The 16,110-nt window shown below is 49.6% G+C and carries 15 protein-coding genes; 8 read left to right on the top strand and 7 right to left on the bottom strand.

The window, feature by feature from the left end:
- Positions 1-78 precede the first annotated feature (78 nt).
- The gene (gene tig, locus ACZ520_RS17795; protein WP_088563873.1) at positions 79-1,392 is read right to left on the bottom strand and encodes a trigger factor; all 1,314 of its coding nucleotides are present in this window, start codon (positions 1,390-1,392) and stop codon (positions 79-81) included.
- Positions 1,393-1,520: 128 nt separating this feature from the next.
- Between tig and ACZ520_RS17790 the strand changes: the two genes are divergently transcribed.
- The 4 genes from ACZ520_RS17790 to gshA are packed head-to-tail and all read left to right on the top strand — an operon-like array spanning position 1,521 to position 5,856.
- Positions 1,521-2,390 carry an ArsA family ATPase gene (locus ACZ520_RS17790; RefSeq protein ID WP_374034354.1) on the top strand — a complete coding sequence of 290 codons (870 nt, stop codon included), beginning with the start codon at positions 1,521-1,523 and terminating at the stop codon, positions 2,388-2,390.
- Positions 2,387-3,460, top strand: a complete 1,074-nt coding sequence (locus ACZ520_RS17785; RefSeq protein WP_464126849.1) for an ArsA family ATPase — start codon at positions 2,387-2,389, stop codon at positions 3,458-3,460. Before ACZ520_RS17790 ends, ACZ520_RS17785 begins: the two co-directional genes overlap by 4 nt.
- Positions 3,457-4,569, top strand: coding sequence for a tetratricopeptide repeat protein (locus ACZ520_RS17780; protein ID WP_464126847.1), 1,113 nt, complete (start codon positions 3,457-3,459; stop codon positions 4,567-4,569). Before ACZ520_RS17785 ends, ACZ520_RS17780 begins: the two co-directional genes overlap by 4 nt.
- 30 nt (positions 4,570-4,599) lie before the next feature.
- A complete protein-coding gene (gshA, locus tag ACZ520_RS17775; RefSeq protein WP_416479776.1) occupies positions 4,600-5,856 on the top strand; it encodes a glutamate--cysteine ligase in 1,257 nt (418 codons plus the stop codon).
- A 74-nt stretch (positions 5,857-5,930) separates the two neighbouring features.
- On the opposite strand, the gene ACZ520_RS17770 is transcribed toward gshA, so the two are convergent.
- Positions 5,931-7,175, bottom strand: coding sequence for a hypothetical protein (locus ACZ520_RS17770; RefSeq protein WP_464126845.1), 1,245 nt, complete (start codon positions 7,173-7,175; stop codon positions 5,931-5,933).
- Positions 7,172-7,921, bottom strand: coding sequence for a TIGR02147 family protein (locus ACZ520_RS17765; RefSeq protein ID WP_011166063.1), 750 nt, complete (start codon positions 7,919-7,921; stop codon positions 7,172-7,174). Before ACZ520_RS17765 ends, ACZ520_RS17770 begins: the two co-directional genes overlap by 4 nt.
- A 269-nt stretch (positions 7,922-8,190) precedes the next feature.
- Here ACZ520_RS17765 and ACZ520_RS17760 point away from each other — a divergent pair, with 269 nt between their 5' ends.
- Positions 8,191-8,823 carry a hypothetical protein gene (locus ACZ520_RS17760; protein WP_232468957.1) on the top strand — a complete coding sequence of 211 codons (633 nt, stop codon included), beginning with the start codon at positions 8,191-8,193 and terminating at the stop codon, positions 8,821-8,823.
- A 28-nt stretch (positions 8,824-8,851) separates the two neighbouring features.
- Here ACZ520_RS17760 and ACZ520_RS17755 read toward each other — a convergent pair whose 3' ends face one another.
- A complete protein-coding gene (locus ACZ520_RS17755; protein ID WP_464126842.1) occupies positions 8,852-9,487 on the bottom strand; it encodes a hypothetical protein in 636 nt (211 codons plus the stop codon).
- A 229-nt stretch (positions 9,488-9,716) separates the two neighbouring features.
- On the bottom strand, positions 9,717-11,219 hold the full coding sequence (locus ACZ520_RS17750; RefSeq protein WP_416479777.1) for a leucyl aminopeptidase: 1,503 nt from the start codon (positions 11,217-11,219) through the stop codon (positions 9,717-9,719).
- Positions 11,220-11,336: 117 nt separating this feature from the next.
- On the opposite strand from ACZ520_RS17750, the gene ACZ520_RS17745 reads away from it, so the two are divergent.
- From ACZ520_RS17745 to ACZ520_RS17735, 3 genes are all read left to right on the top strand, one after another.
- Positions 11,337-11,975, top strand: a complete 639-nt coding sequence (locus ACZ520_RS17745; protein ID WP_011166059.1) for an ATP-dependent Clp protease proteolytic subunit — start codon at positions 11,337-11,339, stop codon at positions 11,973-11,975.
- A 6-nt stretch (positions 11,976-11,981) separates the two neighbouring features.
- Positions 11,982-13,277: an ATP-dependent Clp protease ATP-binding subunit ClpX gene (gene clpX / locus ACZ520_RS17740; RefSeq protein WP_088563881.1), complete on the top strand. Its 1,296-nt coding sequence runs from the start codon at positions 11,982-11,984 to the stop codon at positions 13,275-13,277.
- A gap of 78 nt (positions 13,278-13,355) precedes the next feature.
- Positions 13,356-14,213, top strand: a complete 858-nt coding sequence (locus ACZ520_RS17735) for a hypothetical protein (protein WP_464126839.1) — start codon at positions 13,356-13,358, stop codon at positions 14,211-14,213.
- Here ACZ520_RS17735 and ACZ520_RS17730 read toward each other — a convergent pair.
- Positions 14,202-14,600 carry a response regulator gene (locus ACZ520_RS17730; RefSeq protein ID WP_374034346.1) on the bottom strand — a complete coding sequence of 133 codons (399 nt, stop codon included), beginning with the start codon at positions 14,598-14,600 and terminating at the stop codon, positions 14,202-14,204. The genes ACZ520_RS17735 and ACZ520_RS17730 overlap by 12 nt on opposite strands.
- Positions 14,597-16,006: a sensor histidine kinase gene (locus ACZ520_RS17725; protein WP_464126837.1), complete on the bottom strand. Its 1,410-nt coding sequence runs from the start codon at positions 16,004-16,006 to the stop codon at positions 14,597-14,599. Before ACZ520_RS17725 ends, ACZ520_RS17730 begins: the two co-directional genes overlap by 4 nt.
- Positions 16,007-16,110 lie beyond the last annotated feature (104 nt).

The raw sequence follows: 16,110 nt of genomic DNA, 5'->3' as shown, positions 1-16,110 counted from the left end.
CGGGAATAAAAAAAGCCCGTCAAGAATCAGCCTGACGGGCTTTGGAAGTTTTAAACTTCAGTTCTGAGGTTCAGCAGACTAGTGGTTTTCTTCTTTCAAAGAACCCGCTGGAACTTCTTTCACTTTCACGGACTTGTTCAGGAAAGCGATCACTTTCTCTTCAGTCAGCATGTAAGTCAGGCGGGAAGCCTGCTCTGGACGACCGTAGAATTCCTTGATGCGGGATTCTTCGATACCAGTTTGTTGAGCGTACTCAGCAAATTTAGCATCCAGGTCTTCTTTTTTGCAGAACAAATCATGTTTCTTGGCAATAGCATCAACCAGGAAAGAAGACTGAATCATTTCAGCAGCCGTCTTTTCGAAATCGCCATCCCATTTTTCAACGTAAGAAGCGAAGTCATCTGGACCCATGCCTTGTTCAGACATGCGTTTTTTGAAGTCTTCAACCAAAGACGCTTTTTGTTCTTTCATCAAAGATGGAGGAACTTCAACCGGGTTTTCTTTAACCAAAGTTTTCAAAAGACGGTTTTTGAAAGCGTCTTCGATGCGTTTGGTTTCAGTTTGCTCAAGGTCTTCCTGGATGGACTTTTTCAAAGTCTCTAGATCAGAAGGACCGCCCAGAGTCGCCAGGAATTCGTTAGTCAGTTCCGGCAAAACTTTGGCTTTGATCTGGTTCAAAGTCACTTTGAACTCTACTGGTTTACCAGCAAGCTCTGCAGAGTGGTATGGATCCGGGAATTTCAAAGAAAGAGTTTTAGTCTCGCCTTTTTTCATGCCCACGATACCGTCTTCGAAACCTTCGATGAATTGTTTCGCGCCCAGTTCAAGGTGGTGATCTGTGCCGGAACCGTTTTCAAGAGGCTGGCCGCCCATGAAACCTTCAAAGTTGATAACAGCGATATCGCCCATTTTTACGGCGCGGTCTTCAGCAACAACTTCGAAAGTTGCGCGGGAAGCACGGATGTTTTCAAGAACCTGATCGATCTTCTTTGGATCGAATTCAGCTTTTTCTTTTTCAACTTCCAGGCCTTCGTATTTTTTCAGAGTGATCTCTGGACGAACATCGAATGCTGCAGAGAAAGAGAAGTCTTTGTTCTCTGTTGGATCTGCAAATTCGAATTCTGGGTAGCTGATAGGCTCAAGCTTGTGCTCATTCAATGCTTCAGCGTAGTGCTTCTGGATAAGATCCTGAACCACGTCTTGTTTTACACGGTCACCGTAAAGGCTTTTTACAGTCGCCAAAGGAGCTTTACCTTTGCGGAAGCCTTTGATGGTCACTTCTTTTTGGATGCCATTGAAGATCTTTTGGAAAGCTGTCTGAACTGCCGCAGCAGGAACTTCGATGTTCAACTTTCTGGAAAGGTTAGAGACCTTTTCTACGTTTGATTTCATGTCTATTTCTCCTAGATTACGCCAACGCGTTATAAACTGGTGGATACTAAAAGACGGGCCGACTTTAGGCAACTGTAATGCTATGCGTAATGCCTATAAATCAGAGGTCAGCGACACTCTTAGAACCTATGAAGCAAGAGATTCACTTTGTGACCGGAAAAGGGGGCGTGGGGAAGTCGGTTTTAGCCGCAGCCCTGGCGCTTAAAAAGAGCCAAGAGGGTAAAAACACCCTCCTTGTCGAGCTTGGAGATCAAAGTTTCTTTAAGGATTTCTTTAATTTACCTCAAGTTGGATTCCAGCCAGTTTCTATCAGACCCAACCTTTCCCTTGCGCTTTGGACGGGGGAGGCCTGTTTACAGGAATACGCCCGCCATTTCATCAAGGTGGAAAGTCTGGCGAAGCTCTTCTTTGAAAATGCTGTGATGAAGGCCTTTATCAACGTGGCTCCGGCACTGCCGGAACTTGCGATCCTGGGAAAAGTCACCAGCGGCCCCCGCAAACACGGTCCGCCGCTGCCGTTTGATTGCATCGTGGTGGATGCCTTCGCCACAGGGCACTTCATTGCTTTGCTTGAAGCCCCAAAGGGCATGGCCGAGGCGGTGCAGTTTGGTCCGATGGGGGAGCAAAGCCGCAGCATTGATGCTCATATTCGCAATCCTGAAATCTGCAAGTACCACGTGGTCACGCTTCCGGAAGAGCTTCCGCTGAAAGAAGCCTCCGAACTGATCGCGCGATTGAAAAATGAATTCGGTGTCACCGCAGAGTTGATCATGAACAAGATGATCGAAGCCCCGGTGTCCGAGCAGACTCTGCAGGAAGTGCAGGCGGAAAATTCCGATCTTTCAAAATTTGCCGAGTATCTGGACGGTCACATTCGCCGCCAGAATCAGATGTGGCATCAGGCGCAAGGTTTAAGTTCGCAGGTCACACGCGTGCCTTTGTATTTTGAATCCAGCGCTTGGGCCCTGGTGGAAAAAACGGCGGAGGTGTTGAAGTGAGCCTGTTTAAAGACACCAAAGTTTTAGTCTGCGTGGGAAGTGGCGGCGTCGGGAAGACCACGATTGCAGCATCATTGGCCGTGCTTGCAGCCCAGGAAGGCAAACGCGTCTTGGTACTGACCATCGATCCGGCGAAGCGTCTGGCGCAAACCCTAGGGATCGAAGGCACCAAAGACATCACCAAAGTTCCGGGACAGAATTTCAAGGGCGAACTTTATGCCTCGGTGATTGATCATAAGAAAACTTTTGATGACTTCGTGGCCCGCGCGGCAAAAAAGACCGAATCCGCACAGAAGATTTTCAACAACAGTCTGTACAAGCAGCTTTCAACCAATCTTAGCGGATCACAAGAGTTCACAGCGCTGGAAAAACTGTATTCTTGTTACGAATCCGGGCAGTTTGACCTGATCGTGCTGGATACGCCGCCGACAAAGCATGCGATTGATTTTTTGAATGCTCCCCAAAAGCTTTCAGCCTTGTTCAATGAAGGCGTGGCGAAGTGGTTCCGCGATCCGGAAGGAAAAAAAGGGGGCTTCTTCGGTCACCTGTTGCAGACCGGAACCCGTCAGGTTTTGAAAGTTCTGGAGTCATTGACTGGCTCGAACTTCATTCGTGAACTGGGTGACTTTTTCATCAATATTGAACAGTGGCAGGGAAAACTTCAGGCCCGCACTATTGATGTGCACCGAATGCTGGTGGCGCCTACCACGCAGTTTTGTCTGGTGACGGCCTTTGATCAGGCCAAGCTGAAGGAAGCAGAGTATTTCTCAAGGGAAATCAATAAAGGCGGCTACCATCTCGGAACGGTGGTTTTGAACCGCGTCTTCCCTTACTGGCTGGACCTCCGTTCGGCTCAAGAGGTTGGAAAAGGTCATGAGGATCTTGTGAAGTTGTATTCTCAGATGAGGTCCTACTACAATCAAAGGGATCAACTGTATCAGCAGTTTGAGTCGGGCATGAAGAGTCAGGCCCGCATCTTCCGCATCCCTGATCTGGTGAAGGATATTTCCGACCTCGGGGGGCTTGAAGAGCTCAGCGCCCTGATCGTCGAAGGAGAAAAGAAAGCATGAGACTGATTCTGTCCGCCGCCCTGGTTCTGCTTTCAGGATGTTCCTTGCTGGGTCAACGAAGTCAGCCGGATGAAACTCAAGCGGTGCGAGCTACCGAGCTTGCGCAGATCACCAATGCGGAAAAAGTTCTGAACAACGGAAGCTTTGATCAGTCATTGATTCTGTATAAGGAATTTCAGGGCCTGCATCCCCAGTCCACCTTCTTCCAGGCGGCCCGCCTTGGGGAAGCGCAGTCTTTGGCCGGTCTTGAGCGCTGGCAGGAGGCTTTGGAGCTTTATCGCGACATCACAGTGAAAACGCGCAACTATCAGCCCGAAATTGCTGCCCAGGCTCTGTATCGGATGTCTTTTGCTTATGAGGCCCAAGGTGATGATCTGCGCACGGTTTCAACCTTGCTGGATGCAAAGAAACTGGGTCAGTATCTGCCGCTTGAAACTGCACTGGCAGAAATTCCAGCCCGTCTGGCCATCGTTTATGGTCGTCAGGATCGAGAAGACGACGCCGTGGCGTATTTGAACGAGGCCGAGCGTGGAATTGAAAAAGTTCAGACGGAAAAAGGCACCGAACTTCCGAAAGAGTGGCTGGCAAAAACTTATGTGCAGATGGGTGGAGTTTCCACCAATCAGCTGGGTGTTCAGAACTTTTCAGCCTTCGTGCGCGGACAGAAGCTGGTGCAGATTTATTTGTTCCGCGCTGTGCGTTTGAATGACACGAACTGGTCCACTCGGGCAAAAACCCGTTTGCAGGAAACCTACCGAGATCTGTTCACCGTGGTGGAATCCCAGCGTGAGCAGCGTCGCTTGCAGTCTGCTTTGGGTGCCGAACTTTTGGGTTTGATTGATCAGGCTGAATTGTACCGGCCACCCACGGGTCAGAAAATGAATTCTCATGAAACAGAATTCTTCGCGTTTCTGGCTGATGTAAGAAAGAAAACTGAGAATATTGTATATACCAACGATGAAGTCATGGGGTTGACCGAGGAATCCCAGCGACTGAACAGTCTGCGCAGGTCCGGTCGAGTCAAAGCCGACTCGCTCTTGCCTGCTGAAGAGAAAGCCACTATACCTCTTCCTCCCAAAGTGGTTCCCTCGGAAGATCCTAATCTGTAATTTCTGTCGCTTTGGCCTTAAGGAGATACTATGGCGAAACTTATTCTGCACAAACAAACCCTCGCCAACATGAACGAGATCTGTGCCTGGTTTGCTTCCAAAACCGCAAACATGTCTTACCCGATCTATTCCAGCTATGACATCCGTGATTCGGGCTACAAGATTTCCAATGTGGATGCGAATATTTTTCCGGCAGGCTTTAACAATATCTGCCCAACCGACAAAGATTCAGCGCCGGCTCTGGTCGACAAGTACCTCACCAAACACTATGGCGCTGGCATCAAGAACATCATGCTGGTGACCGAAGAGCATACCAACAACGCTTTTTACTGGGAAAACGTTCACACCATCCGCAAGCTGATTGAAGCCACCGGTCGCGTGGTGAAGGTCGCGATCCCTCGCGATCTGCCAGAGCCCTTGAAACTGACCAGTTCTGCTGGCAACGAAGTGATCGTTCATTCCGCCTTGAAGGGTGGAGAGCTTTTGAAAAGCTTCACTCCGGATCTGATCATCAGTAACAACGACTTTTCTGAAGCTTACGAGGAATGGGCGCCGACCATGAGCGAATTCCCGATGAATCCACCAAGGGAGCTTGGCTGGTATCAGCGCAAGAAAAGCACATACTTCAAATATTACAACCAGTTGGCCAGCGAATTTGCGGAAGTGGCCCAAATCGACCCGTTCCTGCTCAGAGTTGAAACCGAACTGTTTGAACACTTCGATATCGGAGACGAAAACAGCCGCAATGCCTTGGCGGAAAAAGTCGATCAGATGCTCGCGCGTCTGCGTGAAGACTATAAAAAACGCGGCATCAACCAAGAGCCCTTCGTGTTTGTGAAAAACAATGCCGGCACTTATGGTTTGGCGGTGATTCGTGTGGGTTCGGGCGAAGAAGTGAAAGCCTGGTCTTACAAGTCCCGCAAAAAAATGAAAGCGGCCAAGGGCGGTCGTGATGTGGAAGAAGTTATCATCCAGGAAGGCATTCCTTCCATCGTGGAAGCCGACGGGGCCAGCGCCGAGCCGGTGATCTATATGGTGGGCTGCGAGCTTGTTGGGGGCTTCCTGCGCACGCATGCCGAGAAAAGCTCCACCGAAAGCCTGAACAGTCCGGGAGCGGTTTATAAGCGTTTGTGTGTGTCAGACCTGGCAATCAATACTCCGGGCTGCCCGCAGGAAAACGTGTACGGCTGGACTGCTAAATTGGGTCTTTTGGCGATTGCCATGGAGGCGCAGGAAATGGGTGCGGTCTTTAAGGGCTACACACCGGTTGGTTGCGGCAAGCAATAATTTGATTCTCTGAAAAACAAAAAAGGCCCCTCTGAAAAGAGTGGGCCTTTTTCTTTTGTCGTACCGAAGTCAGACTAGCGACAGGCGGGAAGTTCCTGTGGATTTCCAGAGGCGGAAATGGCCACGGTGCCGTCACCATTGGCAAGGTTCTGGATAAACTGAACGTTGCCGTCATCGTTCATGCAAGGGGTGCCCCCCAAGCCCACTTCGATCAGGTTCATTTTTTTGTCGAATGTGAACGTCGTGTTGTAAACGCCTGTTTTGAACAGATCCGGAACCAGTTCGTAGGTGACGCCTTTGTAGTTCAGCTCAGTTTTCTTGTTCACAGTCCCATCAACGCGAATCACATTTTTGGCACGGTCAAAGAACCACAGATTGCCAAACACAGCGTATCCGTTGCTTTCCGGAATAATCAGCATAGGCAGGTTGCAGGCCCCCTCACGGGCAAAGTCAGCGTTCACTCGCAAGGTACGGATGTTTCCTTCATCCAGGGTCACACGGCCCATTTCGGCCACTTTGCTGTCGACACAAGCGTATTCCATGCCGCCGTGACCGAAGTACTGGTTGGCAGAAAGGGAGGCGGACAGAATGCGGCCCAATTGATCTATGAACAATTCGGAATTCGTCCAGAAACCTTCCGGCGTGGTGTATCCCAAAGAAAGCTTCAGGCCGTTTTCCTCGTAAGTGGTCAGATGCAGTTCCTGCAGCATTTTCAGATAATCTTTTTTCAGAAGGCTGCGCACGTGCTGGGCATGAATAACGCCGTTGAAGATGCGCACGCGTTCAGAGAACATCTCATTTGCAGGGCTGTTTATGACTTCGCGGTAGATAGCCTCGTGAAGGATCAAAGCGGCCTGATTGTCGGCATCAAGTTGATTCCACAAGTTGGCGTTTACCACGTAGCGGGCTTTGTTCAGAATGGACGGATTTCTTTGGAAGATGACCTGCTCAAGAGCGCAGTCCTGCGGCACTGTCACCAGGCCCAGGTCCGGAGTCTGGCGAATTCCCAGATCAGTCACAAATTGCGCCGAGTTCATGAAGTCCAAAGCGCTTTCTTTGTACTGGCGCATGCGAGCCGGATCCACAACTTCCAGGCGGGAAGCAAGATCCACGGCTTTATCCACAGCCGTGTCTGCCTTGGAGTATTTCACGACACCCAGATCACGAGTGGTGACTTCGTAAAGATCCAGCACGATCGGCGCTTTGCCGGTGCAGAACAGGGCAAAGCCGGCGTTGCCACGGTCATACCAGTTGTTGGCGTGAGCAGACACCGCGATCAGGGACAGCAGGGATGTGATGACTAGTTGGCTGAATCTCATTTTTGCACCTTCGTTACCGGGAACAGTTGCACGTTCAGATTGTAAACATCCGTTTTTGGTCCCTGAGTCATCAGGGTGGCCATTTTGCGGCGGAAGTTTCTGATCAGGCGTTTTGCTTCAGGGATTTTCTTGCGGTTCATTGGGAATGTGATTGAAGTCACATCACGCAAATCCAGCGGCACGCGGTCCATGTTGTCCAGAACCTGAACCAGAGATTGTTTGTGAGAGCGGCGCAGGGATTCAGAAGGGATGTTGTGGCTGGTTTCCAGTTGTTTGTGAGTGACGATGAATTTTCCGTCTTCGATCTGCAAAAGACCCAGACGGCACAGGCGTTCAATGGCGGCCTGGGCGACTTCAACCGGGATGTTCAGACGGTCGGCAATCCAGTTGGCGTTGGGCTGGAATGTTTTTACTGGCACCAGTGCCAAAATCGCAAAGTGGTACCAGTCGCAGATAACACCGAATTCGTCTTCTTTAAGTTGAACTTCCGGCAGCAGAGTTTTGACTTTGCGTTTGTCGAATTCGATCAGGTTTTTCAAATGGATGAAGTCATTTTCACCCATACCCAGGCCCTTGATAACCTGTTTCCCCACGGACATGGTCATGATCCGGCGGCCGTTGATATAGTCACTGAGGCGGCTGGATGGAATGCCCAGAATCTTGGCGAATTGGGCATTGGTCAGTTGAGGCGCTGAAGAGCGTCGTCTTTGATACTCGTTTAATAGAAATTCGGACGTCTTATTCATAAGGATTGGGTTTATTGCATGCTTTTTCAGAGACTAAAAGGGGAAAAACCCAGAGGGAAAATAGAGGTAAAATCAGATTGGTAATTACCGCGTTTTAAGGGGATGACAGGTGTTCCAGCCCCGGAACACCGGAAAATATTTCAGGTAATCTTACGAGAATTTCATCTCGACCTTGGTAGGCAAATCCTGCGACCTACGGCCAGCCGCTCACAAAGTAGGATATGTCGGAAAAACGCCGTGCTATCCTAAACAAAAGAGGGATCGCAAATATGAGAAAATTCTACGGAGTGGTCGGTCTGTTCACCGTGTGTTTTGTGGCAGGCTTTGCTTTCTTAAAATCCAACACTGACGAATATCAAATCAACCGTGATCCCGCGGCCGTCAGAAACAACTTCGACTTCTCTCACCTGCGTGGTGAACAACTGCAAGAGGCTGTCCGTCAAAGACTGCTGGCGGGTTTGGAAATCAGAAAAAACACTCAAGGGGCTGGCATCGGACTGGGGCACTTTGTCTTTATCGATGAAAGCGGCAGCAAAAAACTGGCTTGTCAGGAATTCCAGAAGGTCTTCCTGAGCTTTGAGGCCGAGGGTGTTTCCATTGGTGGTGACAAGCCTCAGATGGAAGTCGAAGGTCGTTGTGATGTTTCTTCCGACATGTCCCGCATCAACGCCTTGTATGTCCCTGTTCAAAAAATTCTGGGCGAGCATCCGGGCGACGGGGAGTTTCAGTTCAATGAAGGTCCGAAAGTGACCGTGCGTTTTACGAATCTGCCGGAAGAATGGCCGCGCACATGGTTGTTGAAGTCCGTGAAACTGGTCAATGAAAGCGCTTCTGAGGCGCTGGTCGTGGAAAGCGACGAGGTGGCCAAAACTCTGGGCCACCCGGTCGTCTTTAGCTGGTAATCTGCTTCGTCATCGGCAGATTGCAGGATTATTTTCCTGAAACCGCAGAGTGTTCAATTCCGTCCATCGTGATGGCTTTGAACGCTTTGGCTTTATTATAGTGCGCCAGAACCACGCGGGTCGCACACATCACACCTTCACATTTATGAATCACCAGATCGCAGTCTTCGGCTTCCACCGCGCCGGTGCGATGATCGATGTGGGTCAGACGACCTTTCATTTTCACTTCTTCTGTCAGTTCCTTGCTGGCAATCACGGAATTGTCGCGATCCACAGCACTAGAAACTTCTTTTTCCATGGTGATGATCACATCTTCCAGGCCGTCATTAGAGTTGGACCGAACCCCTTTCAGATATTCAGGCATGAACTCCAAAGCGCTCATTTCTTGTTTTGTAAAGGTCTGCTTGTCGGTGCGACCGGAAGAAATCAGTTTTCCTGAGTAAGATCCTTTTTTCATGTGGATCATATTGCCATAGTTCATGGTGAACTTGTCTTTGGCGAAGGTCACAAAGCCGAAGTTCTTGTCGCAGGTGTACTGGATAGCCACCGTGGTTTTGATCATCTTTTCTGTTTCCTGCAGCTCACGCAGGTAAGAGTTCACATCGGCCAGAGAGGTTGAAGAAAAGGCCAAAAGAGCCATCAGGGAAAGTACCGGTTTTTTCATAATCTGTCCTTTTTGGTTGATAGCCCCTAAAGAGCAAAGCCCTTGCCAGTCAGGCATTACCAAAAAAGCCGGGTACGGGGCCATGGGAGCCCATTTTAGAGGATTTGGCGCAGACGAGTGAACGGGATAAAAAAGAGGGGATGTCGCGGATTCAGTCAGTGGTGACAAAAAAAATCCCCTCGCAGCCAGGGCTGGAGGGGATGAAAGCTCTCAGATTGTGCCTGAAAAACTATGTGTACTGCTTCGCGATTTCAACGAAGGTACGGATCATCGCGCCGGAAGCGCCTTTCTTAGGGCAATAAGGCAAACGGTTGCCCACAGCCCAGCCAGTGCCCGCGATATCGAAGTGCGCCCAAGGGATGCCTTCGCCCACGAACTGCTCAAGGAAGGCAGCGGCTGTTGCAGAACCTGCACCTTTGCCGGAAGAGATGTTGGAAAGGTCAGCATAAGTGCCCTTCATGTCTTTCACATGGAAGTCTGTCAAAGGCATGTTCCAAACCCATTCGCCGGATTCAGCAGCCGCTTTTTCAACTTTCGTTTTCAAAGCAGAGTTGCGAGTGAAGTAACCCGTGTGAGTGTTACCCAAAGCGATAACCATTGCACCAGTCAAAGTCGCTGCATCCACGATCATTTGTGGTTGCAATTCAGTCGCGTAAGAAAGAGCGTCTGCAAGGATCAAACGACCTTCAGCGTCTGTGTTGTTCACTTCGAATGTTTTACCATTGCGAGCTGTGTGCACATCGCCTGGTTTTGTCGCAGAACCATTGATCAGGTTTTCAGTGGAAGCAACAAGGCCGACAGCGTTCACTTTCAGTTTCAATTTTGCGATCGCCAGCAATGTGCCGATAACGTTCGCGCCACCGCACATGTCGTATTTCATCTCTTCCATGCCAGCACCTGGCTTAATGGAGATACCACCGCAGTCAAAGGTCAGGCCTTTACCCACGAAGCAAACCGGCTTTTTGGAAGCGGCTGCGCCTTTGTATTCCATGATAATGAAACGTGGTTCCTGGTCAGAACCGTTGGAAACGCCCAGAAGGCCGCCCATTTTCTCTTTTTTGATGCGCGCTTTATCCCAAACAGTCACTTTCAGGTTGGCGATGCCTTTGGCACCTTCAACTGCAGAGTTTGCAAGAATGGTTGGAGTCATCAGGTTGCCTGGCAAATCGCCCAGACGGCGGGAGAAGTTCACAACAGAGCCCAGGATCGCGCCTTCGTTGAAAGCAGCCTTCACAGCTTTGTCGTTACCCATCTTGGAAACAACGTGAACGTTGATTTCTTTGGCTTCTTTTTTACCGGACATCAATTCGTTGAACACGTATGAAGTCAGGATCAGACCTTCTGCAGTTGCTTTTGCAAAGTCAGCAGCGTCTTTTTTGCCAGCAGTGATGCCGTCGAAGTGAACGGCAGCTTCAGTCACGTTCAAAGCCTTGATCGCCTCGTAAGCGGAAGCCATGGATTGACGAACGGATTCGTGAGTGATTTCGTTTTCTTTACCAAGACCCACCACGATTACGTGACGGAAACCTTTGAAACTGAATTCACGGAAAACAACAGTTTCCTGATGCTTGCCGGAGATCGTTTTTTCTTCCAAAGATGGCAGCAAAGCTTTGTGAAGCTCAGAATGAGTCACTTTTGCGAGCTTGTCTTTTTGAGAAGAAGACTTGGAAAACACGACCAAAGCCGGGCAGGTCAGTGTGTCGATGTCTTTGTTAAGTAAGTTGAAAGCCATAAAAACCCCTTAATATTATTCGGTTTTGTTGTGCGTTAATAGATGTAGCACAGCAGTTTTGGGGGTCAAAGGCTTTTTGATAAAGTCCTGCCATAGTATTCCGATAGGTAGCACAGTATGACACCTCAATCACAACCACAGGAGACAGCAGTGGCCCTCATACCTTACGTCATCGAGCAGACCTCAAAGGGTGAAAGATCTTACGATATTTACTCCCGACTACTAAAAGACCGCATTATCATTCTTGGTACTGCCGTTACTGATGAGGTGGCGAACTCTATCATTGCCCAGATGTTGTTCCTTGAAGTGGACAATCCTGAAAAACCGATTCATTTGTACATCAACTCTCCAGGCGGCAGCGTGTCTGCGGGTCTGGCGATCTACGACTTTATGCAGTTCGTAAAGTGCGACGTGGCGACCTATTGTATGGGTATGGCTGCGAGCATGGGTTCGTTGCTGCTGACCGCGGGTACGAAGGGCATGCGTTACAGTCTGCCGAACACTCGTATCATGATTCACCAGCCGCTTTTGTCCGGCGGGGGTCTATCCGGTCAGGTGACGGACATTGAAATCCACGCCAAAGAACTGGTGAAGACAAAAGAGAAATTGACTCGCATCTACGAGACACACACTGGCAGAGACTATGACACCTTGAGAGCGGCCATGGAACGCGATAACTTCATGGATCCTTATCAGGCGAAAGAGTTCGGTTTGCTTGATCATGTGGTTGAATCCCGTAAGGCAAAAAAAGGATAAGAGCCGATGACTACTAAAGATACCAATGGTGCTTTGAGATGCAGCTTCTGTGGCAAGGGCCAAAAAGAGGTCAAGAAATTGATCGCCGGTCCTGGCGTTTACATCTGCGACGAGTGTATCGATCTTTGCAATGACATCATTGACGAGGAAAAAGAGCGCGAGACGGCAGTCAAGGGCACGTTCAAAGTTCCCAAACCTTCCGATATCAAAACTTATCTTGATGACTATGTGATTGGTCAGACGCAAGCCAAGAAAACCCTGGCGGTTGCGGTTCACAATCACTACAAGCGTGTGAATGCAATGTCTCAGGGTAAAAAATCCGCTGACGTTGAAATGCAAAAATCCAACATCCTTCTGATCGGTCCGACAGGTTCCGGTAAGACATTGTTGGCTCAGACAATTGCCAAGGTTCTGAATGTGCCATTTGCGATGGCCGATGCGACAACTTTGACGGAAGCCGGTTATGTCGGTGAAGACGTTGAAAACGTGGTGTTGAACCTGCTTCAGGCTTCTGACTATGACGTGGAAAAAGCGCAAAAAGGCGTGATCTATGTGGATGAGATCGACAAGATCTCCCGTAAGTCTGAAAACCCGTCCATCACGCGTGACGTGAGTGGTGAGGGTGTGCAGCAGGCGTTGCTGAAAATCCTTGAGGGTACTGTGGCGAACCTGCCTCCAAAGGGCGGTCGTAAGCATCCTCAGCAGGAATTCATCCAGGTTGATACGACGAACATCCTCTTCATCGTGGGTGGTGCGTTCGTGGGTCTGGATAAGATCATCGAACAAAGAACGACGAACAAAACCATGGGTATCGCGGCGGACATCCGCACATCCGAGGAAGTTGAAAAGAGCGCGAATCTGCTTTCCAAAGTGGAGCCGGACGATCTTTCCAAATTCGGTCTGATCCCAGAGTTCATCGGTCGTCTTCCGGCGATTGCGGTTCTGGCACCATTGGATGAAGAAGCTTTGCTCGACATCCTGGTTCGTCCAAAGAACGCCATCACGAAGCAGTACCAGAAGCTGTTCAGCTTCGAGGGTGTGGAACTGAAGTTTACGGAAAAAGCCCTGCGTGCCGTGGCCCAGATGGCTTTGAAGCGTAAAACCGGTGCCCGCGGCTTGCGTGGAGTTCTGGAAACAGCGATGCTGGATGTGATGTACGACATTCCTTCCAAAAACAATGTGAAGGAAGTTGTGATCGATGAAAACGTGATCAACGAAGGCGCCCAGCCGATGCTCGTTTACAAAACCGATGAGGAAATCCGAGCTGAGGAAGAAGAAGCGAAAAAGAAAAGCTCCGCTTAGTCGGGGAGCTTTTCAAGAAAAACACAAGAATCAGTAACTGTTTTGACGATCCGAAGGCCACGCTGTTTAATTTAAACGATGGCATTCGGATCGTTTCTTTTTGTCTTTCTGCTGGTTTTCTTTGCTGTTCAGTCCGTTTTCGCGGCTGAGACAGTGAAGGTGGGCCTGAATGCAGACATTCTGCGCGACTATAGATCCTTTGTGAAAAATCGCGATCCGTTAAAAATCACTAAATTTGGCGGCCCCTATTCTAGGCGCGATGTCGTCGAGGTTGTCCTGTTCATGCAGGCCTTGTCGCGTGGAAAATTCCAGGGTGTTGTGGAGTTGGTGCCTTTGCCTTCCACGGGCCGCATTCTTGAGCAGGTGCGCCTCGGGAAAGTCACTGCCCTGGCTAATTCAGTGTGGTCCGAGAGTCTGGCTGACGGGGATGTTTACAAGACAAAGCCTTTGATTCATGACGGGGAGTTTGTGGTTGGAATATACACCCGGCCTGAAAATGCCAAATTATTGAAGGCGAAATTCCCTGAGGACTTTGTAAAGTTTTCGGCCGTCACAAGTCCTGAGTGGCACCCGGATGTGAAGGCGCTCAAAGGCCTTCAGGTGGGCCATGTTTTCGAGGTTAGCCAGTGGGAACTGATGGTAAAGATGGTGTCTTCAGGGCGGGTGGATTTCACTCTGGCTCCCTTTAGGAATTCACAAGATAAACGTTTTACGGATGGCAGCGCAGTCTTTGTTCCAGTTCGCAACTACAAGGTCAACTTGAAGGGAACTCGTCACTGGGTTTCTTCAAAAAAGCACCCGGCTGGACTGCAAATGCACGAGATTTTGGAAAAAGGGCGGCAGATCCTTGCGCAAGAAGGCACCATTCGCCGGGCCTATCGGGAATCGGGCTTTTTCCAAGATGATATCGCAGATTGGAAGCTGTTAAATCCCTGAGTCGGAAAGCTTCAGATCCTGGCGAACGGCATCGCCCAGACGGCTAAAATCCACCGGCTTACTTAAGAAACGTGTCGCCCCCAAAGATTCCGCTTTGTTGCGGAACTCAGAGGATTCATAGGCGCTGACCATATAAAAAGGCACATGAATTTGCTGACCCTTCACGGCCTGCAAAAGTTCGAATCCATCCATGCCTGGCATGTTGATGTCAGAAAGAATCAAGTCGACGTTGGCTCCTTCCGGGCCCTTTAGAAAGTCCAGGCAGTCAGGTGCATTCAGGAAAGAGGTCAGATGGAGCTCTCCCCAGTGCGCAAACAGCTTTTTGAACTTCAATTTATAAAGCAGGTGTGTGTCTGCTTCATCATCGACTATCACAATGTGAATCATGAATTCGGTCTTTCGTGTGTAAGGGGCAGGGACATCGAAAACTCTGTCCATTGCCCGAACTCGCTGTTGTATTTTAATGTGCCACCGTGTTTCTGGGCAATATTAAATGCAACTGTTAGTCCGAGTCCAGCTCCTTCACCCGCAGATTTTGTTGTCAGGAACGGATCAAATATTTTTTCACCAAGAATCGTCGGGATGCCCACACCATTGTCGCGGATGGTGATTTCGACCATGTCCCCGCGCACGGCTGTGGACAAAATGAGTTCTGGTTCAAAGTTCTTATTTGCACGCACTTTCTTTTCTAGGGCGTGGATCGCATTGTCGACGATGTTGGATAAAGCCCGCAGTAACGACGTGGTATAAACCGGTGCTTTCACTGATTCACCCAGGCGGTAGGTCACCTTTGGCGGCACATAGCTTGACCCCAAAGAGCGGGTTGAAATCGTATCCTGGTAGGATTTTTTCACGATCTCATTGATGTCTGCAACCTCCAGCACGTCGCTGTCGTAACCAGAAAGGATCTGCATGGAACGAACGATCTGATCGATGCGCTGGCTGTGCTTCAAGATCACGCGGCTGATTTCTTTGATCTCTTCCAGATTTTCAGAATCAGTCAAAAGTTCCGAGAAATTCAGAACGAAGTTCAGTGGATTGCGGATTTCATGCGCCACGCTGGCAGTCAGGCTTCCCAAAGAGGCCAGACGTTCCTGGGCCACCAGCGTCGCTTGCATGCGTTTGATCTGCATCATCGCCTTTTCCAGGCTTTCATTTTTCGTGGTCAACTGGCGCGTGCGTTCAGCGACTTTTTGTTCTAGGGCCTGATTCAGGCTTTCCAGTTTCTGATTGGCTTCCAGAAGCTCAGAGCGGAACTGGTTGATGGATTCAACCAGAACATCCAGTTCATCCTGTCCCTTGTGGGCCCGGCGTTTCAGCTCAAGATCCTTGGCGTCGCGGCCGCGGTTTTCAGCCAGATAGCGGGCGATGTGCTGAATGTGAACCACCAGAATGCGATTGAAGATGAAATACAGGAAGAACACCACGACCGCCGTTTTGGCAGCCTGACGAATGAAGATCCAAATGGCTTCCTGGAAGTATTTTTCGCGCAGATTTTTGACATCAAGCTCGACATCCAGTGCGCCCAGGATTTCGTTGGTGTTCTTGTGATAGATGTCGAAGCGCTTGTGGCTTTCTTCGGTCGGGTCGGATTTCCCGGTTTCGTAGATGGTTTTGTTGTCAGCCACCAAACGCAGATAACTTACACCCTGCAAACGACCCAGACCATCGAGCTGAATTTCCAAAAGTCTTGTGTCATATGACCACAGATGTTCGGCCATGGAATCAAGGTAAGAGTTCTTGATGATGGTAAAGTTGTTCTGCAACTTATCAAAATCTCTTTGATAGTCCATGATGAGTTGAAATGCGGTAAGAATCAGTGTCGCAAACGAGCTTACAGCCCAAGTCGCTATGAGCAGCTTGAGTGATAGCGAGTTGGTGCGGAACCATCTTTTGC

The sequence above is a fragment of the Bdellovibrio sp. BIS2 genome (assembly GCF_055398295.1).
This window is presented reverse-complemented; position numbering and strand designations above follow the sequence as displayed.